Raw genomic sequence first — 23,470 nt, forward strand, 5'->3', positions numbered from 1 at the left:
CCAAGGAGTGGCCCGTGTCTCGTTCGTCGTTCCTCGCGATGGTGTGCGCACTTGTCGCGGTGCTCGGGGCCTCCCCGTCTGCCGACGGCCAGACGCGCCGGGGTCGGCTGATCGTTGCCGTGGCCGATCAGACGAACGCCATGATCCCCCGGGCCACCGTCACCGTGATGCGGCAGGACGGATCCGCCGCGGATCCCGCATTCGCGCCGGTCATGACCGGCGCCGAGGGTGTGGCGGTCATCGAAGGGCTCCCCGATGGCCGCTATACCCTTCAGGTGGAATTCTCTGGCTTCGCCACCGCGATTGTGCGGGACATCCGCGTTCGCGGCGGCGATACGCGCCGCCGTGTCACACTGCAGATCGGCAAGCTCGACGAAGCCGTGACCGTCAGCCGCGACCGACAGTCCTCCTCGCTCGATCCCAGAGGCAGCGCCTTCAGCAGCGTGCTGACGCGTGAACAGATCGACGCCCTTCCCGACGACCCTGACGAGATGGAAGCCGCACTGAAGGCGATGGCGCCCCCGGGTTCGACCATCCGCGTGGACGGCTTCAGCGGAGGCAAGCTGCCGCCCAAGTCGCAGATTCGTTCCATCCGCCTGCCGCGCCTCGACATGTTCGCGGCGCAGAATCACGGCGGGATGACGGGCATGATGTTCATCGACATCATGACGATGCCCGGCAACGGTCCGTTGCGGGGCAACGTGGACTTCAACTTCCTCGACGACGCGCTGAACGCGCGCAACGCGTTCACGCCGAACAAGCCGCAGGAACAGATGCGTCAGTTCGGCTGGGGTCTGTCGGGCACCATCAGGCCCAACAAGACGTCGTTCTCGATCAACGGCGGCGCCGGTTCGCAGTACTCGTCGCCGAACCTGCTCGCGGTGTTGCCGGATGGATCGACCACGACCGCGACGTTGAGGCAGCCGCGGGACAGCTACAACGTCACGGCCAGGATCGACCACGCGATCACCAAGGACCACGCCCTCCGCGCCAGCTTCGATCGCGACGCCAGCACGTCGGGGAACCTGGGCGTGGGCGGCTACAACCTGTTCGACCGGGCATACGACACGGACGTCTCGACCAGCACGTTCCGCTTCTCCGAGAACGGGCCGATCGGACGACGCCTGTTCGTCGACTCGCGCCTCCAGTTGCGGTGGACCGACACCGAAAGCCGTTCTGCCGTGGAATCGCCGACGATCAGGGTTCAGGACGCCTTCACGGCGGGCGGAGCGCAACTGCGCGGCGGCCGACGCGGGTTCGAGTTCGAACTTGCCTCCGATCTCGACTACGTCAAGGGTGCCCACTCCTGGCGCACGGGCATCCTCCTCGAAGGCGGCCGCTTCAGGTCCGACGACACGACGAACTACCTGGGCACCTACACGTTCGCCAGCATGGCCGACTATCTGGCAGGTCGGGCGTCGAACTTCACGCGGCGGGTCGGCGAGCCGAACATCCAGTACTCGACGATCCAGGCCGGCGTGTACCTGCAGGACGACTGGCGCATCACGCGAGGCCTGCTGCTCTCACCAGGCATGCGGTTCGGCGCGCAGCAGCACGTGGACGACCGATGGAACGCCTCGCCGCGGATGTCGGCGGCGTGGTCACCCCGGCGTAACGGCACGTTCACGGTCCGCGGGAGCTACGGGTACTTCTACGACTGGATCCCGAGCGACCTCTACAAACAGACCTTGTTGATCGATGGGGTCCGCCAGCGCGAGATCAACGTCTTCAGGCCGTCGTTTCCCGATCCGGGGGACGCCGGCGTGGCTCTGCCCACCAATCGGTACCTGTGGTCGAACGATCTCGACCTTCCGACGGCGCATCGCCTGACCGTCGGCGCCGAGCAGACCGTGAGCAAGAACGGGCGCCTGAACTTCAGCTACTCGCGGGGCTGGGGACGCGGCCTGCTGCGTGGTCGAAACCTGAATGCCCCAATCGGCGGCGTACGTCCCGACCAGCATCTCGCGAACACCGTGGAACTCGTGACCGACGCCGAATCGCGCTCGCAGTCCTTCGGGGTGTTCTACAGTTTCGTGCGCCCCGACTGGCGGCGCACCTTCCTGATGATGAACTACAACTGGAGCCGGAACGAGACGAACACGTCCGGGGCCTTCGCGATCCCGGCCGGTGGCGACAGCCTCGCTTCGGAGTGGGGACCGTCGGGTGGCGACATCCGGCACCGTGTCGGAACGTCGTTCAGTTCCTCGCCCTTCAGGAACGTGACGGTGGGACTGAACCTGCGCGGCCAGTCCGGCATGCCCTACAACGTGACGACGGGGCGCGACGACAACGCGGACGGTCTCTTCAACGATCGCCCGGCTGGCACGGCCCGCAACTCGGCGCGGGGCGCGTGGCAGTGGGACCTCGGCGGCCGGGCGTCCTATGCCATTGGCTTCGGCAAGCCGAGGCCGACCGGCGGCGACCAGGGTGGGGTGAGGATTGCGATGGGCGGCGGAGGCGGCCTGGCGCCCGCCTTCGGCGGCGGCGCGGCGGGCAAGCGGTACCGCGTGGAGTTCTACGCGGCGGTCCAGAACCTGCTCAACCGCGCGAACTACACCGCCTACAGCTTCGTCATGACATCGCCCTTCTTCGGACGTGCAATTGCCGCCTCGCAGCCGCGCAAGCTGCAGGTGGGCGTCAGGTTCGCGTTCTAGCGGAGCAGCCGATCTCATCGTCGGGCGAGGGCCGCGCGCTCCCGCCGGGCCACCGCCAGGAGCGGCGCATCCGGATCGGCGTCCTTCCACGATTCAAGAAAGGCATCGTACGCGGCCAGGCTTCGGACCGTGTCGCCAGATTCCCGCACGGCCCGCGCAAGCCCCAGCCGCGCGAACGCCACCCACGGTGTCGCAGGTGCAACGGCACGGAGGCGGATCACCTCTTCGAAAGCACCAGCCGCGTCCTTCGACCGTCGCGCCGAGAACTCGACGAGTCCGCGCGCTCCCAGCGGAACGAGACCAAACTCGCCCCCCCGCTCGAACCGAGCCACCGGTTGCAGGATTCGGCTGGCCATGTCCCCGTGCCCCAGGGAAGACTCGACGAGCGCCTGGGCCACCTGAAGCCAGACCAGCAACTCGGTCTGATCGGGCGCCGCCTGTCGGGACACGTCGTCGAGGATGGCACTGGCACGAGCCGAATCGCCCACCAGGGCCAACGCGCTCGCCGAAGACAGCAGCGTGGCAGTCCCGGCGTCGGCGGCGAGGGCCGCGTCCACGGCGATCCGCGCCGCGCGGGCGTCTCCAACGAGCGCCTCGGCTTCAGCCTGGTAGGTTCGGATGTCAGCAACACGTTTCGCGGGCCCGATCTCGCCGGCCTTTGCGAGCGTTTCCGGCCACAGGCGCCGGGCCTCACGCAAGCGCCCGCCAGCCATGGCCGCCGACGCGCGGAGCCGCAGCGAGAGCAGCGCCGTCAGCGGATCGCCGGACGCCCACCGGATCTCCTGCTCGAGGGCGGCTCGATCTCCATCGAACAGAGCCAGGTTCAACAGGTGACGATGGATGAACCGATCACCGATGCCGCGGCTCATGGCCTCGGCAATCGCCTGTCGTGCCTCGGCCATTCGGCCAGAGCCCAGACACGCCTCGACGAGGTTGGAATAGGCCAGCGAGCTGTACCGGGCAAGGCGAACCGCCTCGCGCGCCTCGATCAGGGCCGCATCGTACTGACCCATCGTGTCCGAGTAGATCGATGCAAGGTTGGTCGGCGGAACGGGTGAGCCCGGGTACACCTCCTTCCAGGCCTGGTAGACCTCCAGGGCCTTCAGCGGATTCCCTGCAACGAGGCGGTAGTAGTGTCCTTCGATATAGAACCGCTCGGGTTGGCTCACCCGATCCCGGAGTTCATAGGCCCGGCGAAGGGCGGGAACCGCTTCTTCGTTCAGGCCGAAATTGCGGGCGGCCGCGCCGCGCCGGGCCCAGGCGAGCGCAAAGGCCGGGTCGAGCTCGGTTGCCTGCCGATAGAGCGCGATCGCATCGCCGAGACGCGCATGGTCGCGGTGATCGTCGCCCAGGGTGAGCGCCCTGAGCGCCTCGAGCGACGGCGTCGTGGCCCGGACGAGGGGGACGTCGTGCCGCTGCAGTGAGCCGCGTGATTCTCCGAGCTTTCGCCGGATCTGCGTTGCCCCTCGATCGAGCGCTCCGAGCACCTGTTCTTTGCGATCGACCTCTTCGAGCGCCCGACCCAGCGCCTCGCCGGAGTCGCACGCGATCGCCTCGACGCCCACCGCGTAACGGGATCCGACCGGTGCGATCGAGCCGGCCAGCAGCACGGTGGCCCCTTCGCGCCGGCACACGTCCAGCGCCAGCGGCCCGACGACCCGGTCGTCCGGCGCCCGGCCCATCCGGACGAGGGCGGCGCGTGCGGCCTCCTGGGGCAGCAGGCGAACGAACGGGGCCTGCTCCAGATTCACCGCGAGAGCGAGGCGCAACGTGTCATCGAAGACGCGGTCGCGGGTAGTGTTGTGCACGTCCGCGAGCAGGACCGTGTCCTTGTCCGTCAACACCCGTGCCGGTATGCGGGGCATCAGGGCGACGGCCACCAGGCCGATGACCACGGCAGCCAGCACCACACCCATCGACACGCGCACTCGCCAGGCTGAACGCCGTACCGTGCCGGCTGTTGCCGGCGTTGCGGCGGGCTGCGACGCGCTCGCCTCCGGGTGGTCCGGTCCAGACCCGATCGGCTCACACTGGTCCGGCGCGGCGTCCGCCCGCGCCGCCCTCTCCAGCCACACGACCGGCGCGATGACTCGGTAGCCGCGCTTGAGGATGGTCTCGATGATGCGTGGCTGCTGGGCGTCGTCCTGGAGGACCTGGCGCAGTTCGGCGACGCACCTCGACAGGCCTGATTCGGCGATGAACTGTCCCTGCCAGACCTCGTTCAGGATTTCGTCCCTGAGCACGATGGCGCCCGGGCGTTTCGCCAGACAGATCAGCAGGTCGACCAACTGCGGGCGCAGTTTCTCGACGGTGTCGCCTCGGAAGACCCGGCACTCCCTCGGGTCAACCAGCCAGTCGCCAACAGTGAAGGAGCCGACGTGGGCGGTGGGCCGTGAGGTCGAAGAGTTCATAGGGCCTCAGCCAAGCCTATCCTATACCTCTGCCGCTTACGACACCGGGAACAGCCCGGGCAGGTCCGGCGAACAAACGTGTTTCGAGGCCCGAACGAGCACCGATGTAGCAGCCTCTGGCCCGGCCCGACGCTGGATGGCGACAACATTCCGTGTCCCATCAGGACCGACTGCCTGGTGACCTGCGACGCGACGAACCTCTACGTGGCCGTTCGCGCTTTCGACCCCCGGCCCGCCGAAATCCGCGCATACCTCGTGCAGCTCGAGGCCGTCTTCCACCTCAACGTCCGTACCGTCGTCCGGGCGATCCTGCAGTACACTGACATCTCACGCGATCCGACGCTCCATACGTACGCCGTCGAGGCGCGCACGCGCCGGTTGTTCTCCCAATTCTCTTCTCGTACAAGCTCAATCCCCAGGCCGTGCTGTTCCTCGGGTATTCCGACAACGCGATTGGCATCCAGGGAGTGGATCTTCGCCAGCAGGATCGGACAGTGTTCGTGAAGGTGGGTTACGCGTGGGCACTGTAGCGAGGCTCGCAGGCTCCCCGTCCACACAGGATGATCACGACCATGAACAGCGCGCATCTGCTTCTCGTCCTGTGCTGCATCGGGCTGCCGGCACTCCGCGCACACCACGCGGCTGCGCCGCCCACGGGAGGACAAGCGTCCGAAGGCGACGTCTTCGCGATCCTGCGTACCATCGACCAGGCTGACACGCGGCAGGCATGGCCTGGATTTCGTCTGTCGGACTGGCCCCTCGCCGTGTTCGACGGGAAGCAGACGTTCCTCCTCCGTCATCCCAGCCCGCCGGTCGAGTTCACGCCGCTCGTCGGCCGGCCCGGCGTCTTCGTGGCCGCGGGCCGGTACCCGGCCGTGGTCGGCAACTCGACGGTGTACATCGGGGGCGTGCGCACTGCCACGGTCATCGCAACTCCAGGCCCGGCTCCAGACTCCACGTTGCTCGCGTACGTCGAGGAGGTGTTTCACGTCTTCTGGCTGCGCCGCCACACCAACTTCCGCCCGAATGAGATGGCGCGCTACGCCTACCCGGTCAAGGACGACCGGAATCTCCGTCGCGTGCTGGGTGAAGACGAGGCCCTCTCGCGTGCGCTCGAGGCGGCCAGCGCGCGGCAGGCGGCCGCGTGGGTCGCGCTGGCGCTGCAGCTCCGTCACGAGCGGAACGCCTGGCTGACCGACGACGACCGGGCGTTCGAGACCGGACTCGAGATGATGGAAGGGACGGCGAACTGCGTCGCGCGGGTCGTCGTGGGCGAGAAGCCAGGGGCCACCGCGGCTCGCCTTCGCACCGAACGACCCGCGGATCAGATCCGCTGGCGGTACTACGATTCGGGCGCTGCCGTCTGTCTGCTGCTCGAACGGCTCCAGCCAGACTGGAAAGATCGCATCGACGCCGAGCCGGATCAGACCACGGTCGGTCTGCTCGAGGCAGCCGCCACACGATCAGGCGCACGGCCGGCAGCATTCTCGGCGGCCGAGTTGTCGCGCTTCGAGGTTCACGCCGCGACGGCCATCGCGGAACTGTCCGCCCGCCAGGGCCGTTTGCGTGAGGAAATCCAGGGCCGTGCCGGACCCCGCATCGTCGTTGAGATCGCGAGCGGCGTCGAGCCGTTGCGCGTCACGAGGTTCGATCCGATCAACCTGCTCGTCCTCGACGCGGGCGAGGTGGCTCATCCCCGCTACCTCACACTCTCCGGCGCGGACGGCGTGATCGAGGTGACCAATCCCGGCTACGAACGCGGCTCGTTCGCCGGCACGGTCGTGCTGACGCGGCCGGCGGGCCGTCATCCGCTCGGCGAGGGAATCCGGATGGCTTCGATCGTGGGGCTGCGAACGGCGCCAACGGTCGAGCGTCGTGAGGGCCGACTCACCCTCGAGACCGAGGGCGTGCGCATCACGCTTCGCGACGCGGAGGTGCGCACCGAGGGTGAGACGCTTCGCATCGTCGTGTCTCCTCGACGGTGAGAGGGCCGGCCGCCGGCCGAGGGAGCCGTTGGCTGCGCGAACATGTTCCCAAACGAGACGGACCTTGGGAGCGTGGTACTCGCAGAAGGCCGCCAAGCCGGTCGTTGGCTTCCTGGGGCCGAACGCGCTCAAGGGACTTCGGGTCGAGATCGACTACGCCAAAGGCGCGGTCTCAGCCGCGACGCTGGGGACCGTCGTCGATGCGCTTGGTGGGAAACCTGGCGACGTGCGGGTGCTGGTCCTCGACCGTCAGGGCAAACGAATTCGAGTCGAAGCCCGCGTGCACCGCTTCATGTAGTGTCGCGGATTTTTGAGCGGAGGCGGTGCTGCAGCCCGTTTGCGGTAGCATGATGGCGATGGATAGAAGAAGACGAACCTCGCCTGTCGATTCGCCCGCCGGCGGAATCGACCGCCGCCAATTCATGTCGACGTCGATCGCCGCGGGCGCGGCCCTGCTGCTGGGAGCCGACCGGGCGTGGGGCCAGACCTCGCCGCCGGCGCACGTCGTACCGTCGGACAGGCCGCTCAACCTTGCATGCATCGGCATCGGCAACCGCGGCAACGACATGGTCAAGGCGTTCGCCAAGACGGGGATGGCGAACTTCACGGCCTTCTGCGATGTGGACGTCGATGGTCCCCACACGGAGGAGACCCGGCGCCTCTATCCCTCGGTGCCGCGCTTCCGCGACTTCCGAGCAATGTTCGACAGGATGGGCGCGTCGGTCGACGCCGTCGTGATCGCCACGCCGGATCATTCGCACTTCCCGCTGGCCATGCACGCGATGCGGCTCGGCAAGCACGTCTACCTGGAGAAGCCTCTCGCGCACACGTTCCAGGAAGTGGATCTCCTGATCGCGGCGGCCGCGAAGGCCGGCGTGGTCACCCAGATGGGCAACCAGGGCCACTCCGGCAACAACTACTTCCAGTTCCGGGCGTGGACCCAGGCGGGCGTCATCAAGGACGTGACGAAGATCGTCATGTTCCAGAACTCGGAGCGGCGGTGGCACGGGTGGAAGGTGGACGGATTCCCGTCGGGCGAGGCGCTGCCTCCGGGGATGGACTGGGATGCCTGGCACGCCGCGCGCCCCACCCATCCATTCAGCAGGCGGTTGCACCCGCAGAACTGGCGCGGGTGGTTCGCCTACGGGAATGGCGCGCTCGGTGACTGGGGCCCGCACATCCTCGACACGGCCCACCAGTTCCTCGATCTGGGGCTGCCGCACACCATCGAGGCCGTCAGGCGCGACGAGTCGAGCGAGTTCATCTTCCCGCAGGCGTCCACCCTCCGCTTCGATTTCGCGGCCAGGCCCACGATGCCGCCGGTCGAGGTGTTCTGGTACGACGGCTTGAGCAATCGGCCGCCGCTGCCGGCAGAACTCGGACCCGGCGCCACTCTGACGCAGGTCAGCGGCAAGTTCATCTACAGCAGGGATCTCGTGTTCAAGGGCGGCACGCACGGAGATACGCTGCGCATCATCCCGGACGACCGCATGCGTGAGATGGCTGCGTCGATTCCGAAGGTCGTCGGCACGTTCTCGAACCACGAGGCGAACTTCGTTCTCGCGTGCCAGGGCAAAGAGGAGAGCCGTTCGCCGTTCAAGATTGGCGGACCGCTGACGCAGGTGTTCCTCCTCGGCGTGATCGCGCAGCGTCTGGGGGGGCAGTTGACCTTCGATTCATTGCGCCGGGAATTCCGGGACAATCCGGCCGCCAACGCGCTGCTCGCCGGACCGCCGCCACGGGCGGGCTGGGAGGAGTACTACCGGAGCTGAGACGCCGCGGCACGGGCGGGACGCCGCGGCACGGGCGGGACGCCCGTGCTACTCATTCAACCGTGCTGTACACGCCTGTACTCGCGTGAAAACCGAGCGTGTCCAGGGGCAGCAGGTCGCCGACCTTTCGCTGCTTCTAACCGCCTCTCAGTACCGCTCCAGGCGGATTGAGCCGTTGCCGGTGTGCAGGTTCACCGACCCACCACCGCCGTTGAGCGTCCCTCGAACGTGTGATCGGTTCACGGAACCGGAAATGGCGACCGGCAGGTCGAGCGTCATGTGGCCGTCACCCGTGCGGGCATCGACGTCGGCCTTGAAGTCCCCTGGAAGACGCAGGGTCACGGATCCGTCTCCCGTCCTGACGCTCCACGCGGCCGCGACGGTGGAACCAGCCTTCGCGGCAGCCTCCACGGAACCGTCACCCGTGTGGAGGTCCAGCGCGTCGAACCGCCCCTCGACGGTGATGTGGCCGTCGCCGGTCGAAGCGACGAGGCGCCCGTCCAACCCCTTGGCATCGATGCCGCCGTCCCCGGTGTGGAGACGGACATCACCCTTCGCACCCGCAACGCTCACTCCGCCGTCGCCGGTGTGCAGGTCGAGATTCGCCTCGCGAGGAACCTTCAAGGTGACGGTCACCGAGTGCCGGCCGGTGTGGATGCCCCAGTTCATGGGCGGGAACTTGAGTTCAATTGAAATCCGGTTGCCGGATTGGCTCTCGATCAACTGGAAGTCCTTGTTGATCTCGTAACCGACCGTGTCGATGCGCGCCTCGACGCGAGCCTCGTCCCAGACGTCGACCCGGACATCGCCGTCGCCTGTCGAGGTCATGAGATCCAGCCTGCCGGAGACAGGATAGGTCTTCGACCACTGGTCGGCGGCGGCGGGAAGGGCCAACCCTGACACCAGCGCGATCGTCGCGACAATCACACAAAGACGCATCACACACCCCCTCCTGGCAACACCGACGCCATCCCTCCAAGAGACGGCGTGGAGCGTGGAAAGGTTCGCTGCGTCGATTCGTGACCACGCGGAGGCAACGAGGGTATAGTAGGCTTCGCTCATACGCACCATGCCATCGGATACTCCCCTCAACGTCCCCCGCCTGCACCCCTTCACGCTGGGTGATTGGCTCGTCGAACCCAAGGCCTGTCGCGTCTCCAGAGGCGACATCGTCGTCAAGCTGCGTCCGCAACTCGCCGACCTGCTGCTCTGCCTCGCGCGACATGCCGGCGAGATTGCGCTCAAAGACGAGATCCTGGCCGAGGTGTGGCCCGGGCAGTACATCGCCGAGTCGGGCCTGTCGCGATGCGTCGCCGAGTTGCGTCAGATCCTGCAGGACGACGCGCAGCAGCCGCGCTTCATCGAGACATTTCCCAAGCGCGGCTACCGGTTGATCGCGCCCGTGGTCTGGTTGGATCGGGAGCCGCAGGAGGGTGCGGCACCGAAGGAGGCTCCACCAGGGCCGGATCCGGCGGCGCGCACGCCGGACATTGGGACGCCGCCGCCGGAGGTCGAAGAACCCGACGGCAAGGCGCGGCGGACGGTCGGCCGGCGTTGGATCCTGCTGGCGATCGTGCTGGTGCTGCTGGCGGCGGCCATCATCGCGATCGCCGTGCTGGCACATACGCCCGCCAGCGTGCTGACCGAACGCGATCCGGTGTTGCTCGCCTTCGAGAACCGGACGGGCGACGCCGTGTTCGACGAGACAATCCCGCTGGCGCTGTCGATCCAGCTGGAACAGTCTCCCTATCTGGGCCTGCTGTCGCCCGAGCGCGTCCACGAAGTGCTGCGCATGATGAAGCGGCCGCCGGAGACGCTGCTGACGCGCGAAGTCGGCTTGGAGGTCTGCGAGCGGGTAGGTGGACGGGCGCTCATCGTCACGTCGATCAGCCGGCTGGGCCCGCAGTACGTCATCGGTCTCGAGGCGGTCGCCTGCGGCACCAGCGCCGTGCTCGCCAGGCAACAGGCGACGACCGTGCGCAAACAAGACGTGCTCGGTGCGCTGCAGCGCGCGGCCGGCCAAATCCGCCTCGCCGTTGGAGAGTCGCCCGCGTCTCTCGAGCGCTACAACGTGCCGATCGTCGAGGCCACGACCGCTTCGCTGGAGGCGCTCCGGGCGGTGCGCCGGGGCGACATGGCGAAGGAGCGGGGACAAGTGGATCTGGCCCTCGGGTTCTACCGGGACGCCGTGTCGCTGGATCCGGATTTTGCGCTCGCCTACAGCCGCCTGGGAACCGTCACCAGCGCCGAAGCCGAAGGCTTCTCGGCATTCGAGAAGGCGTACGCGCTCCGGCAGCGCGTCACGGTGCCCGAGCGGCTGGAAATCGAGGCGTCGTATCACAAGTACGTGACAGGTGAGCGAGCGAAGGTGGTCGAGGCACTGGAGTTGCTCAGGCGCTCGTACCCGCGGCGCGCGATGGTTCGTCGCGGATTGGTCGATGAATACACGCAAAGCGGACGATACGACGCGGCGCTGGCCGAAGCCCTCCAGGCGCTGGGCGTCGAACCGAAGAGCACGATGAACCTGGTTGCCGTGGCCAGGGCACATCTCTACCTGAACCAACTCGTCGAAGCCAGACACGCCGCCGAGGCGGCGATCGCCAACGGCGGGGCCACGCCGAGAATCCATATCATCCTGTTCCAATGTGCGCTCGCGGCCAATGACGAGGCCTTGCTGGCACGGGAGCGCGGCTGGGCGGCCGGGCATCCCGAGGCGGCCGGTAGTTGGCTGGACGTCGAGGCCGAGGAGTCGGTGAATCGCGGCCGTCTCGGTGATGCCATCGACCAGTTGCAGCAAATCGAGCGGCTGGCCGACACGAGCGGTGCTCCAGAGGGCGCGGCGATGTACCGGCTCCGGATCGCCAGGTACGAAGCGTTGTGTGGACTCGGGGCACGGGCCATGCAACGCGTCGACGCCGAACTCGCACACAACATCGGCCCCGATCGGACGATCGACGCGGTCAAGGTGGCCATCTCCGCCGGGGCATTCGGTCGGGCCGAGAGCCTACTGGACCAGCTCGAGCGCAGGGGTCGGCCGGGCGCGTCGGAGCCCGGCGCGACGCTCGCGCGCGCGTACCGGGCAGCCATTGCCGCCAGCCGTGGCAGGGCGAAACAGGCGATCGAATTGCTCGCGCCGCTGCAACCCTTCGAACTGGGACTCGCCTACGGGTTCATTCCGCTCTTCGAGCGGGCGCACGCACACTACCTCGTCGGCGACTGGCCGAAGGCCCGCCTCGCGTACGAAACGATCCTCGCTCATTCCACCGTCGACTCCGGTCGCAAGCTGCTGCCCTTCGCTGAGCTCGGCCTGGCGCGCACGCTGGCCCGCGCGGGCGACGTGGCGGGCAGCCGCCGCACCTACGATCAGTTCTTCGAACGGTGGCGCCAGGCGGATCCCGATCTGCCTGTGCTGCTCGAAGCCCGTCGCGAGTACGCGGCGTTGCCGAAGTAGCGGGGCCGCAGGGCAAAGCGATCCCCCCGCGACTGTGCTCATGGTTCGGCGTTGCCGGGGAGGTCGCTGTCCAGCGCGTCGCGCACCTTGCGTGCCAGGTCGGCCTCGCTGAACGGTTTGCTGATGAACCTCATGCCGGGGTCGAGGACGCCGTGATGAACGATGGCGTTGTCCGTGTACCCCGACATGTAGAGGACCCGCATGGACGGCCGCACCTTCTGGAGGCGCTCGGCCAACTGGCGCCCGCTCATCTGCGGCATCACGACGTCGGTCACCAGCAGATCGATCTCGCCACGGTGCTGTTCGCACGTCAGCAGGGCCTCGCCGCCGTTGGCGGCCGTCAGCACCCGATACCCAGCCGCGAGCAGCATGCGCACCACCACGTTGCGGACCGCCTCACCGTCCTCGGCCACGAGGATGGTCTCCGTACCGACCGCGGGCCGCTCAGGAGCGCGGCTCGTCGCTGATGACCCGGCCTCCTCGACGAAGCGTGGCAGATACACCTTGACGGTCGTGCCATGGCCAGGCTCGCTGTAGATCCAGATGTTGCCGCCGCTCTGCTTGACGATGCCGTACACGGTCGACAGGCCCAGTCCCGTGCCCTTCCCCTTCGCCTTGGTCGTGAAGAACGGTTCGAACAACCGCTCCCGCGTGGCGGCGTCCATGCCGCACCCGGTGTCACTGATCGCCAGGAGGATGTAGGGTCCAGGCACGACCACCACGTGCTGCGCCACGTACTCCTCGTCGAGGTCGACATTGGCGGTGTCGATCGTCAGCCGGCCCCCGTTCGGCATCGCGTCGCGGGCATTGACGACCAGGTTCATGATGACCTGCTCGATCTGTCCCGGATCGGCCCTGACCGGCCCGAGGTTCGGCGCCAGCACCTGCTGGAGATCGATGTCCTCGCCAATCAGGCGGCGCAGCATCTTCTCGAGGTTGATCACGACATGGTTGAGATCGAGCACCTGGGGCTCGAGCACCTGCTTTCTGCTGAAGGCGAGAAGCTGTCTCGTGAGCACCGCTGCGCGCTCGCCGGCCTTCTGGACCTCCAGGAGATCCTCCCGGAGCGGATCGCCCTCACGCAGGGTCTCAATCGCGAACGCCGTGCAGCCCAGGATGACGGTGAGCAGATTGTTGAAGTCGTGCGCCACGCCGCCGGCGAGGCTGCCGATGGCTTCCATCTTCTGCGACGCCCGCAACTGCTCCTCGAGCCGCAGGTGCGCGGTCATATCCCGCTCGACGGCAACGAAGTTGATGATCCGGCCCGTGGGGTCACACACCGGCGAGATGGTCGCCTCCTCGGTATAGAGCGTGCCGTCCTTGCGCCTGTTGACGATGCGTCCCTTCCACGTGCGGCCACCGGAGATGGTGGCCCACAGCTCGCGGTACCAGGCGGCGTCGTGTTGACCGCTCTTGAGGATGCTCGGCGTGCGCCCGAGCGCCTCCTGCCGTGTGTAGCCGGTCACGGCCTCGAACGTCGGGTTGACATACCGGATGGTTCCATCGGGGTCGGTGATGAAGATGATCTCCCCGGACTGCTCGATCGCCGCCATCAGCCGCTCGCGCTCTGCCTCGGCCAGTTTGCGCTCGGTGATGACGTCGAACACTGCCACGAAGTGCTCTCTCTCCGGCGAGTACACGGACAGGTCGAGCCACATGTCCAGGGCGGCGAGATAGAACTCGAATCGCTCGGGCTGGCCGGTCGATGCCACCCTGGCGTACCGTTCGAACAGGGCGGGATCGGTTTCGCGGATGCCGGGAATGACATCGGAGACCCTCTTGCCGGCGACCCCTTTCAATCCAGTCAGGGTCTCGAACGCGTCGTTGACGGCGAGGTAGACGAAATCCTGCGGCCGGCCGTCCTCGAACAGCATCCGACAGTAGGCGAATCCCTCCACCATGTTCTCGAAGAGCGTCCGGTAGCGCATCTCGCTCGCCCGCAGAGCGTCCTCCGCCTGCTTGCGCGCGGTGATGTCGGTGTGCGTGCCGGTCATCCGCGTGGGACGACCCGTCGCGTCCCGCGCAGACACCTTGCCGCGGGTCAACACCCACAGGTACTCGCCGGATTTGGCCCTGAGCCGCTGCTCCACTTGAAAGAACGGCGCCTGTCCGGCCAAGTGCGCGTCCAGGGCGGCGTTGGTGGGAGGGAGATCGTCGGGGTGCACCATGGCGTTCCAGGCCGTCACGTCGGCTGAGAATTCCGCCGGCTCGTAGCCGAACATCCTGCAGCCGCGCGGACTCAGGACCACCGCGTTCGTCCCCATATCCACGTCCCAGATGCCATCGTTGGCGCCCTCCAGGGCGAATTTCAGCCGTTCTTCGCTCTCCCGCAGCGACGCGCCGCCCCGAGGCTGGGGTTTCATAGGTGGATGCTCCCTCCAGCGCCGATTCGTTCAGGATGGCCGGTGCCCGTGTGCGGCATCGGCACGGTGCTCAGAAAGCGAGATTCTACCCGATCCGACGCATGTCGGACCGAGAGCGAGTATCCTGTTGCATGCCGTTCTCGAAGCTTCCCCTCCATCCCGATCTCATGCGCGGCGTCAAGGAACTGGGCTTCCAGCGCCCGACGCCCATCCAGGAGCAGGCGATTCCTCCCGCCGCCGCCGGCAAGGACATCATGGCGTCTGCCATGACCGGCAGCGGCAAGACCGCGGCGTTTCTCCTTCCGATCCTCAATCGCTTGATGGCGAAGCCGCGCCGGCAGACCCGCGCGCTGGTCCTGACGCCGACCCGGGAACTTGCCGCACAAATCTACGCACACCTCGAGGAACTCGCCGTCCACACCCCGCTCACCGGCGCAGCCGTCTTCGGAGGGGTCGGCATGGGGCCTCAGGAGCACGCGTTCCGCATCGGCGTGGACGTGATGATCGCCACCCCGGGGCGACTGCTCGACCACCTCCGGCACCCGTACGCCCGGCTGGCGGCCCTCGAAGTGTTGGTCCTGGACGAGGCCGACCGCATGCTCGACATGGGGTTTCTGCCCGACATCCGCCGCATCCTGAAGCAGATTCCCTCGAAGCGCCAGACGCTCTTCTTCAGCGCCACGATGCCCCGCGACATCATCGTCCTCGCGCGGGAGATGCTGCGCGATCCGGTGACCATCAACCTCGAACGGAAGTCCGCGCCGCCAGTCGGGATCACGCAGGCGGTCTATCCTGTCGCCCGAGAATTGAAGTCGGCGCTCCTCGTCGAACTCCTGACCCGCGGCATCATTGCCGACGCCATCGTCTTCACGCGCACGAAACATCGGGCCAATCGGCTCGCGGATTTCATTGCGCGACACGGTATTTCCTCGGCCAAGATCCATGGCAACCGCAGCCAGAGCCAGCGCACGGCGGCGTTGGCCGGCTTCAAGGCCGGCGACCATCGGGTACTGGTGGCAACCGATATCGTGGCCAGGGGCATCGACATCGAGGAACTGGGACACGTCGTCAACTTCGACGTGCCCGCCGATCCCGACGCCTACATCCATCGCGTGGGGCGCACGGCCCGCGCCGAGGCCACCGGGGATGCCTTTACCCTGGTCTCGCCCGACGAGGAAGATGACCTGCGCGCCATCGAGCGTGTTCTCGGGAAGGCGCTGCCACGCATCACGCTCCCCGGCTTCGACTACGCACGGAAGACGACCGAACGCCTGGAGATTCCAGTACGTGAGCGGCTGGCCGCGGCCCGCGCGGCCCGAGGCCCCCGCCAGGGCGGGCGCAGACCCGCCACGCCGGGCGCGGGCCCGTCTCGATTCCAGACCATCATCGACAAGCACGCGCCGATCGGGTCGCGATCCCGCAGCGGCGCATCGAAACCGCCGGGACGAAGACGGCCCGGACGCTGACGACCGAATGAGTCAACCTGTCACCATGAGCGCAAACGCCGAGCGACATACCGCCCACACCGAAGTCATCGCGGACCCGACCCCTGTCGGCCTGATCTGCCTGGCCGTGGGGTGCGCGGCCCTCGTGCCGATCGCGTTCGGCGCGGGCCTCACGCCCGCCGGCCTCAGAACGGCCGCAGTCTTCTGCCTCCTGTTCGGAGCTGGCGGTCAGCTCATCGCCGGGCTGGGCAATCTGTTGAACAAGAACCTCTACGGCGGAACGCTGTTCACGTCGTTTGCGTTCAACTGGGTCATCAATTGGTGGGTACTGGATGGCCTCTCGCGCGGGCAGGTGGCGGATCCGACGATCGTCTGCGCGGTTGACGTCTGCTTTCTCATCGTTTTTCTCGTGTTCACGTACGGCTTCGGGTTCTTCTCGTCGCTGCTGATGGCCTTCCTCGTTGACATCGATCTGCTCTACATCGCGCGGATCGCGAGACACCTTGGTGGAGGAGACTGGCTCGGCGTCGTCGCGGGACTCTGCACCGTGGCCCTTGGCGGCATCTCCCTCTGGATTGCGTTCGCGTTGCTGATCAATCCGACAGCCGGGCGCATGGTGTTTGCCTTCCCCGGGCCGGCGTTCCACCCCAGGTCGATCCCGCGGACAGAGTCCGATTCTGACGCTGGCCACTGAATCGGCGGCCCTCGTTTCGCCCTGCGGTTCGCCTCGATCCTGCGAAAGGCGTTCAAGTCGGTCATCGACACCGTTTGGGCGGGTTCAATCCGGCGAACACCAGCCGCGCCGTGCTCGTCTATGGGCATGGAGGTGCCGGACGTGCGAACCAGCCTCGTCTCCGATCTCGTTGTGGCCTGCCGGTCGATGCGAACCACCCCCGCGGCCGTTACCGCCGCGGTGGTCGCGCTCGGTCTCGGCATCGGGCTGACATCGGTCACCTGGAGCATCGTCTACGCCATGACGATGCGGGGCCTGCCGTTTCCTGGTGCCGACCGCATCATGTCCGTGGATCGACGGATCCGTTCGGGCAGTTCCGACGACCTCGTCCCGACCATGCAGCACGACCTTGCCGACTGGCGGGAACGCCAGCGCTCGTTCGAGGGTCTCGGCGCCTTCCAGCTGGTCAGCGTGAATCTCAGCGGATCGGCGCGACAGCCGGAGCGAATCCCCGGGGCGCGCCTGACGGCCAACACGTTCAGCCTGCTGCGCGTCCAGCCTGCACGCGGGCGGGCCTTCGTGGACGCTGATGAGGCGCCGGGCGCGCCGGCCGTTGCGATCATCAGTTCCACGCTCTGGTCGAACCGCTTCGGGAGCGATCCCGCCGTCGTCGGACGCACGGTGCGCGTCGGCGGCGTGCCGACGACCATCGTCGGCGTGATGGACCCAGACTTCCGGTTCCCGCTGCACCAATCGATCTGGCTGCCGCTTCCACTCGACCCACTGCCGGCCAGGCGAGGCGAGGGGCCGTCAGTTGGAGTGTTCGGGCGATTGCGGACGGGTGTAGCGCTTGCGACGGCTCGGCGGGAGTTCTCCGCTCTGGCGGACGACCTGCGGAAGCGCTTCCCCGATACGAACCGCGACACAGGCGTCAGCGTCGGGCCATTCGTGCTCCGCTACGTCACGGGCGGCGACGACAGGGCCATCGCCGGTTCCTACACGATGTTGGCCGCGGTCTTCGGCGTCCTGCTGATCGCCTGCGCAAACGTGTCGAACTTCCTGCTCGCACGCGCGGTCGTCCGGCGCCGCGAGTTGGCCGTGCGCGCCGCGCTCGGCGCGCCTCGTCGCCGACTGATGTCCTTGGTCCTCGCCGAATCCACGGTCATTGCGGCACTCGGCGGCGTGCTGGGGACCGGCTGCGCGTGGGTCGGCCTCACGTGGTTCCGTGGTGCGGCGGCGGACACCAACCCGCCCTTCTGGCTGAAGTTCGAACTCGATCCCCCGATACTGATCTTCGTGATCGCGGCCTCCGTGTTGTCGGCCCTCGTGGCGGGCGTGGTCCCGGCCCTCCGGGCGTCGAGGCCGAACATGGCCTCCACCCTGAACGACGTTGGTCGCGGCGGATCGAGTCTTCGTCTGGGCCGCCTCAGCCGGGGGCTCGTCGCGGTCGAGTTGATCTTCGCATGGGCGCTCCTGCTGCCGGCCGGGACGATCACGCGCAGTATCATCAACCTCCAGACGACCGACTTCGGCTTTGCGGTCGATGACGTCATGACGGCGCGCATTACGCTGCCGACGGCCGACTATCCGAGCGCCGCGCGTCGCCTGGCCGTCTTCGAGGAGTTGTTGCGCCGCGTGCAGGCCAATCCGGCCATCCGCGCCGCTGCAGCCGGTACCGACATGGCCGGCGGCGGCGGGAGTCGCGAGGGCATCGAGGTGGAGGGACGGCCGGTGTCGGACGGCAAGGCAGGATCGCAGGCAGGCGTGGTGGCGATCAGTCCCGACTATTTCACCGCCTCCGGCGTGGCGCTCCTCGAGGGACGTGCCTTCACCACGGCCGATCGAGCCGGATCCGCGTCGGTCGCCATCGTGAACAGTCGCTTTGCCGATCGTTTCCTGGCTGGCGGGTCACCGGTCGGTCGCCGCGTCCGGGTTCGAGAGGGCAGCTCGCCGGGACCGTGGCTAACCGTGGTCGGTGTGGTTCCGGACCTGTTCTTCGGCGGACTCAGGCCCAACAGCCAGGCCGGCCTCTATGTTCCCCTCGCCCAGAGTGAAGTGGTGGGCGCTTCGCTGATCGTCCGCACCGCGGGTCCGCCGGCGCCGATTGTTCCATTTCTCAGGGCTCAGACGTCGGCCATCGATGCCGAGCTGCCGCTCGATGAGGTTCGTACCATGCGGCGCGTCCTGTACGAGGCCACGTTGTTCGTCAGCCTGTTCGGCACGCTGTTCATCGCGTTCGGACTGACGGCGCTGGTCCTGACTGCGGTGGGGGCCTTCGGCGTGGCCACCTTCTCGGCGCGCCAGCGGACGCATGAGATTGGCATTCGCGTGGCGCTTGGCGCGACGGGCTGCCAGGTCGTGCTGTTGATGATGAAGCAGAGCCTGTGGCTGCTCGGCGGCGGCGGCGCGATTGGCTTGGCGTTCGGCCTCGGACTCTCGCGCCTGGTTGCCGGCATCCTCTATCGTGTATCCCCGGCCGATCCGTTGACCCTGGAGATCGTGACGGTCGTCCTCGTGGCAACCACGGGACTTGCGCACTTCTGGCCGGCGTGGCAAGCGGCGCGCCTCGAGCCGGTGGATGCGCTGAGGTAAGATTCCCGTATCCTTGTCGGTCCCCGGGGCACGGCGGGCGCCCCGGGCGGTGCACGAGGGAGGGGCGACCATGCCTACCATCCGACGGCCTGACGAGAGCGGCGGGCACGATCTCTCGGATCGAGTTCGATACCACCTCCGGTACTCCCTCATCAAGAACGCAGGTCAGGCCAGCCGGCGCGACGTGTTCCGGGCCACTGCCCTGGCCTGTCGCGAGCTGCTGGTGGACCGAATTATCGAGACCGAGCAGCGCTACGAGCACCGTCAATCCACGCGCCTCTGCTATCTGTCGATGGAGTTCCTCACGGTCAAGCGTGACAACAAGGACCGCCTGGCGAACTCGATCCAGAGCACGGCGTGGAGGCTTGGGCGCCTGGCGGCAATCCGACCGACAATACTCGCCAGGACTTCTTGCGGATTTCGAAACGTCTGCAGGTCGGACGTGATCTCGAACAGGGTGTCGAGGCTCTCCCAACTGGCTCCCAGTTCCTTCAGCAGGTCCTGATCCTCGTACTCGCGCTCGACGTGGTCCAGCGCGACGTCGACGAGCCTGCGTACGACCGGGCCGAGCCCCGGCTGCCCGCCGCGTTCGCAAAGGAGCAGCGCACCCACCGGCTGCTGCCGGTGACGGACGGGCTTCGACTCGCAGAGGCCACCCGAGCAGACGCAGCCGGAGTGCGTCACGATCCACTCCGTGCGGCCGTCCACCGTGACCGCGAGAGCGAACCCTCCGTGCTCGGCGACCGGCGCGGTCCTGGCGAACGGTTCGTCCGCGTGGTGGTGGTGGTGAAATTACGGAGCGGCACGGCGTCCCCGTCGTCAGAACGAGTGGCCTCGGCGCGAACCTTGTCCGACGCGAACGAAAAGTGCATCTGGACGATGACCCACGCGCCGTTTCGCTTCTCGAGCACGCCGGTCCAGCGCGTGTCCTTCCAGCCCGTGGGCTTGGCGTCCCACTCGGCCAGATCGTCGAGGATTGCGGAAAACCACGCGACGTCCCCAGAGCGCGAAAACGTCGTCCGCAGGTCGCGCACGTCGAAGCTGGTGGCCTTGAATCTGGGATTCATCCAGAACTCGAAGTTCTTGACGAAGGCGTCCCAGCCGACCGTCGTCGACTTTGAGTCCGGGTTGAACATGAAGAGATCCGGGTCGTGCGCAATGATGCGCTCGAGCAGCGGCCGATCCTTCGTGAGTGCCCAGCCGATGGAATCGCGGATGGCCTGCTCCACGATGACGCGGTCCCTGGCCCTGCCCTCGCTGGTCGCGTCCACCTTGCGCTGTCCGAGCGCGGTGGATGCCACCAGCGCGACGATCACGCCAATCCACACAAGTCCTGTGCGCATGCCGCCTCCTTGTCTCGCTGGTACATTGGCCGCGGCGGCACCAGTTGGGCCCTACATCCGTCCTCCATGCGGATTCGAATGCTATTCGCGAGTATCTGGCGAGGGAGTTCCTGCGCGCGGGACCCGAAGCGTCCACAGCGTGAGCCCGAGACCCATCCAGAGGCCGAGCGCCACCCACTCAGAAGCGGTGAAGCTGCCGGGGACGAAGGGCAGCACTTTCATGGCGATGAGGACGAGCGAGACCAGGACGCCTGCCGCAGCCATTGTGCGGCCCTCTCGCTCGCGCCGTGCGAGACAGGCGGCACACGCCGACAGCCACCCGATACCGGCCGCCAGCGACCCGACCTCGGTGATCGGCACGAGCAGCGCATCACCCAGCAGCGAAGCCACCGCGGTGAGGGCGGCGAGCATCCAGATCGCCACGGCCGGCGTCCCGTGGGAGCCGTGGACGCGCCCCAGCCCGCGGTGCACCAGGCCCCGGCGTCCCATTGCGAACAGCAGCCGGGTGGCCGCCACGAAGTTCCCGTTGAAGACCTTGAGCAGCGAGAGGAACGCGCCCGCCAGGATCAGCCTGGCGATCTGGTGCGATCCGAAGGCGCGCTCGAACGCTGCCTCGGTGCCGACGTGGCCCGCGACGATCTCGCGCCAGGGGTAGACGTACGACACCACGGCCACGATCACCACGTAGAAGACGACCGCCGCCACAACCGCGGCATACATCGCCTTCGCGAAATCGCGTGGAGGGAATCCGACGCGCGCCTCCTCCGCTCCCTTGACGACGGACTCGAAGCCGGTCATGAAATACGGAACGATCTGCGCCGCGAGGATGACGGACAGGATACCGCCGGCGAGACCCGGCCGCGAGAACAACGGCTGGAGGTTGGAGACGTCACCCCGTGCGAACCCCAGGCTGACGAAGACCGCGAACGCCGCCAGCAGTCCGAACGTCGTGAGATTCTGGAACTGGCCGCTCGGCCGGATGCCGCGCACGTTGACCCAGGCCACCAGGCCCGTGAGCAGCAGGCCCGCAGCCACCCTCGGCGCGAAGATCGTCTTGCCGGCAATCGTGTAGAGCGGGAACGTGTTGACCGCCGGGACAATCCGCCCGAGGAGGTTGCCGATCGCGACGGCCTCCCACGGGCACACGATGGCGTAGGCCAGGACCATCGTCCAGCCGGCCGCGAAAGAGAGGACAGGGGGGAACACACCCTCGGTGTAGGCCACTTCGGCGCCCGCATCGGGAATGCGCCGCACGAGGACGCCGTAGGTCGCGGCGACTGGCAGGAGGAGCAGGCCGCCGGCCAGGAACCCGAGCATGGCGGCGCCCGGCCCGCCTCGGCCGAGCCAGTCGTCGATCAAGACGAGCCAGCCGACACCGACCATCGAGCCGAAGCCAAATGTGAAGTACTCGACGATCGTCAGCCGCCGAAGGAGCGTGGGTGCAGTCGGCATCGTGGCGCGGGCGACTATCGCTTCTCCAGCAGGCCCTTCACGGCATCCTTGTGCACGAGGTAGCCGAGAACCTTCAGCTTCACGTAGTCCTCATGGAAGAAGTAGTAGCCGGGATGGTCGTTGTTCCAGGCGCTGCTCCACGAGTCCTTCACCAAGTACCAATCCTTGCCGTTCTTCTGCATCCAGCCGACGACGTGAAGGCCGTGGTCGTCGGTGGTGGTACCGTTGGCGAAGCGGAAGTGGCGCGCATTCGCATCGATGTAGGCGGACGGGATGTCCCAGGTCGGGACGACGGCGAGGCCGGGTGCGCCGATCGAATAGCCCGGTTCGGAGAAGTCGGCCGCGATCGCGATCGAGTAGCCCTGGCGGATTGCCTGCTTGAGCCCGGTCATGAACGTGTCGAGCGGGACGTTCAGATACTCCTTGCCGTGCCACCAGTTGTCGGGCACCTCGTACTCCACCGACTGGAAGTACGGCTTGTCGGTCATCGACAGCAGTTCCACGTAGTCGTCCAGGTTGATCCGAACCACCTGCTGGAGGTACTGCTGGGGCGTCAGCGACCGGCCATCCACCTCAACCGTCGAGGGCGGTACGCCGAGGTGCGAGTCGAGGATGGCGCGCACGGTCGCGAGAACCGCTTCTTCGTTCCACGCACCGGCGGACTTTACACCATCGAGGTAGGCCCTGAGCTCGGCGTACACGGTGGACTCGTGGTCGTAGTTCTTCGCGTCGCCCTTGAGCCCCGTGTAGACGGCCGCAGGCACCGCACCGTGCTTCCGCCACGCGCGAAGCACGGCGGCCGCTTGGGAACCCTCGCCGAACACCGACTTGCCGCGGCTCTGCACGAACCCGCGCGCCTTCTCGACGTACTCCCAGTAGATCGAGTGGACCACGGAGAAGCGCATCTCCCGTTTCGTGAGGCGGTAGACCTCCGACTCGAAGAAGGACGTCATGGAGAAGCACCAGCACATCCCGGAGAGCCCCTGGCACACCGAGGGCTGGTGCCACACGCTCGCGAACTCCGACACCGCCTTCGGAGCGTTGACGGCCGAGAAGTCGATCCACATCTGGTTCTTCTCGGGCACGCCAGCCGGCTTGCGAACCTCGCTCTTGATGGCGTCGAGCTTCGCGTCCTTCTTCGGCGCGAAGACGGCCTTGTCGCGCTGCTCCTGCGCCGCAACGGCAACCGTGGCGGCGACGCCGATGACGACCAGCCATGCGTGGACTCTCACGGTGAACCTCCGGTTGAAAGGGGCGTGGAGATTCTACAGGCGAGCGGAACAGTTCGTCGAGTCGCGCGCGAACGCCGTCCGTTTGTCGTAGGATGGA

Annotated in this window: 15 protein-coding genes; 8 read left to right on the forward strand and 7 right to left on the reverse strand. The window is 67.2% G+C overall.

The genetic code is table 11. The features are described from left to right. Nucleotides 1-14 precede the first annotated feature (14 nt). The gene (locus VGK32_05560) at nucleotides 15-2,654 is read left to right on the forward strand and encodes a carboxypeptidase regulatory-like domain-containing protein (protein HEY3381215.1); all 2,640 of its coding nucleotides are present in this window, start codon (nucleotides 15-17) and stop codon (nucleotides 2,652-2,654) included. A 14-nt stretch (nucleotides 2,655-2,668) separates the two neighbouring features. On the opposite strand, the gene VGK32_05565 is transcribed toward VGK32_05560, so the two are convergent. Next, nucleotides 2,669-5,065 carry a winged helix-turn-helix domain-containing protein gene (locus VGK32_05565; GenBank protein HEY3381216.1) on the reverse strand — a complete coding sequence of 799 codons (2,397 nt, stop codon included), beginning with the start codon at nucleotides 5,063-5,065 and terminating at the stop codon, nucleotides 2,669-2,671. A 572-nt stretch (nucleotides 5,066-5,637) separates the two neighbouring features. Here VGK32_05565 and VGK32_05570 point away from each other — a divergent pair. The 3 genes from VGK32_05570 (at nucleotide 5,638) to VGK32_05580 (ending at nucleotide 8,822) form a co-directional block, all read left to right on the forward strand. Continuing rightward, entirely contained in the window at nucleotides 5,638-7,050 is a 1,413-nt protein-coding gene (locus VGK32_05570) for a hypothetical protein (protein ID HEY3381217.1), read from the forward strand. Nucleotides 7,051-7,114: 64 nt separating this feature from the next. Continuing rightward, on the forward strand, nucleotides 7,115-7,348 hold the full coding sequence (locus VGK32_05575) for a hypothetical protein (protein HEY3381218.1): 234 nt from the start codon (nucleotides 7,115-7,117) through the stop codon (nucleotides 7,346-7,348). A 58-nt stretch (nucleotides 7,349-7,406) separates the two neighbouring features. Next, nucleotides 7,407-8,822, forward strand: a complete 1,416-nt coding sequence (locus tag VGK32_05580) for a Gfo/Idh/MocA family oxidoreductase (GenBank protein HEY3381219.1) — start codon at nucleotides 7,407-7,409, stop codon at nucleotides 8,820-8,822. A 147-nt stretch (nucleotides 8,823-8,969) separates the two neighbouring features. Here VGK32_05580 and VGK32_05585 read toward each other — a convergent pair whose 3' ends face one another. After that, on the reverse strand, nucleotides 8,970-9,761 hold the full coding sequence (locus VGK32_05585; GenBank protein ID HEY3381220.1) for a DUF4097 family beta strand repeat-containing protein: 792 nt from the start codon (nucleotides 9,759-9,761) through the stop codon (nucleotides 8,970-8,972). Between the two features lie 130 nt (nucleotides 9,762-9,891). Between VGK32_05585 and VGK32_05590 the strand changes: the two genes are divergently transcribed. After that, entirely contained in the window at nucleotides 9,892-12,273 is a 2,382-nt protein-coding gene (locus tag VGK32_05590; GenBank protein ID HEY3381221.1) for a winged helix-turn-helix domain-containing protein, read from the forward strand. A gap of 38 nt (nucleotides 12,274-12,311) precedes the next feature. Here VGK32_05590 and VGK32_05595 read toward each other — a convergent pair whose 3' ends face one another. Then, nucleotides 12,312-14,636, reverse strand: a complete 2,325-nt coding sequence (locus tag VGK32_05595; GenBank protein HEY3381222.1) for a PAS domain S-box protein — start codon at nucleotides 14,634-14,636, stop codon at nucleotides 12,312-12,314. Nucleotides 14,637-14,767: 131 nt separating this feature from the next. Here VGK32_05595 and VGK32_05600 point away from each other — a divergent pair, with 131 nt between their 5' ends. The 3 genes from VGK32_05600 (at nucleotide 14,768) to VGK32_05610 (ending at nucleotide 19,346) form a co-directional block, all read left to right on the forward strand. Next, on the forward strand, nucleotides 14,768-16,102 hold the full coding sequence (locus VGK32_05600; GenBank protein HEY3381223.1) for a DEAD/DEAH box helicase: 1,335 nt from the start codon (nucleotides 14,768-14,770) through the stop codon (nucleotides 16,100-16,102). A gap of 7 nt (nucleotides 16,103-16,109) precedes the next feature. Beyond that, nucleotides 16,110-16,775, forward strand: a complete 666-nt coding sequence (locus VGK32_05605; protein ID HEY3381224.1) for a hypothetical protein — start codon at nucleotides 16,110-16,112, stop codon at nucleotides 16,773-16,775. A 141-nt stretch (nucleotides 16,776-16,916) separates the two neighbouring features. Further along, complete coding sequence (locus VGK32_05610; protein HEY3381225.1) at nucleotides 16,917-19,346, forward strand: ABC transporter permease; 2,430 nt, start codon at nucleotides 16,917-16,919, stop codon at nucleotides 19,344-19,346. Between the two features lie 282 nt (nucleotides 19,347-19,628). On the opposite strand, the gene VGK32_05615 is transcribed toward VGK32_05610, so the two are convergent. From VGK32_05615 to VGK32_05630, 4 genes are all read right to left on the reverse strand, one after another. Continuing rightward, complete coding sequence (locus tag VGK32_05615) at nucleotides 19,629-20,030, reverse strand: hypothetical protein (GenBank protein HEY3381226.1); 402 nt, start codon at nucleotides 20,028-20,030, stop codon at nucleotides 19,629-19,631. After that, nucleotides 20,027-20,689 (reverse strand): nuclear transport factor 2 family protein, encoded by a 663-nt coding sequence (locus VGK32_05620; GenBank protein HEY3381227.1) that lies wholly within the window; start codon nucleotides 20,687-20,689, stop codon nucleotides 20,027-20,029. Before VGK32_05620 ends, VGK32_05615 begins: the two co-directional genes overlap by 4 nt. Before the next feature lie 81 nt (nucleotides 20,690-20,770). Continuing rightward, the gene (locus VGK32_05625; GenBank protein HEY3381228.1) at nucleotides 20,771-22,141 is read right to left on the reverse strand and encodes an APC family permease; all 1,371 of its coding nucleotides are present in this window, start codon (nucleotides 22,139-22,141) and stop codon (nucleotides 20,771-20,773) included. A gap of 14 nt (nucleotides 22,142-22,155) precedes the next feature. After that, nucleotides 22,156-23,373 carry a C1 family peptidase gene (locus VGK32_05630; GenBank protein ID HEY3381229.1) on the reverse strand — a complete coding sequence of 406 codons (1,218 nt, stop codon included), beginning with the start codon at nucleotides 23,371-23,373 and terminating at the stop codon, nucleotides 22,156-22,158. Nucleotides 23,374-23,470 lie beyond the last annotated feature (97 nt).

Source organism: Vicinamibacterales bacterium, assembly GCA_036504215.1.
Lineage (GTDB): Bacteria > Acidobacteriota > Vicinamibacteria > Vicinamibacterales > Fen-181 > FEN-299.

Coding starts and splice junctions, on each gene's coding strand:
- VGK32_05565 (HEY3381216.1), bottom strand. CDS start 5,065: ATGAACTCTTCGACCTCACGGCCCACCGCCCACGTCGGCTCCTTCACT.
- VGK32_05570 (HEY3381217.1), top strand. CDS start 5,638: ATGAACAGCGCGCATCTGCTTCTCGTCCTGTGCTGCATCGGGCTGCCG.
- VGK32_05580 (HEY3381219.1), top strand. CDS start 7,407: ATGGATAGAAGAAGACGAACCTCGCCTGTCGATTCGCCCGCCGGCGGA.
- VGK32_05585 (HEY3381220.1), bottom strand. CDS start 9,761: ATGCGTCTTTGTGTGATTGTCGCGACGATCGCGCTGGTGTCAGGGTTG.
- VGK32_05590 (HEY3381221.1), top strand. CDS start 9,892: ATGCCATCGGATACTCCCCTCAACGTCCCCCGCCTGCACCCCTTCACG.
- VGK32_05595 (HEY3381222.1), bottom strand. CDS start 14,636: ATGAAACCCCAGCCTCGGGGCGGCGCGTCGCTGCGGGAGAGCGAAGAA.
- VGK32_05600 (HEY3381223.1), top strand. CDS start 14,768: ATGCCGTTCTCGAAGCTTCCCCTCCATCCCGATCTCATGCGCGGCGTC.
- VGK32_05605 (HEY3381224.1), top strand. CDS start 16,110: ATGAGTCAACCTGTCACCATGAGCGCAAACGCCGAGCGACATACCGCC.
- VGK32_05620 (HEY3381227.1), bottom strand. CDS start 20,689: ATGCGCACAGGACTTGTGTGGATTGGCGTGATCGTCGCGCTGGTGGCA.
- VGK32_05625 (HEY3381228.1), bottom strand. CDS start 22,141: ATGCCGACTGCACCCACGCTCCTTCGGCGGCTGACGATCGTCGAGTAC.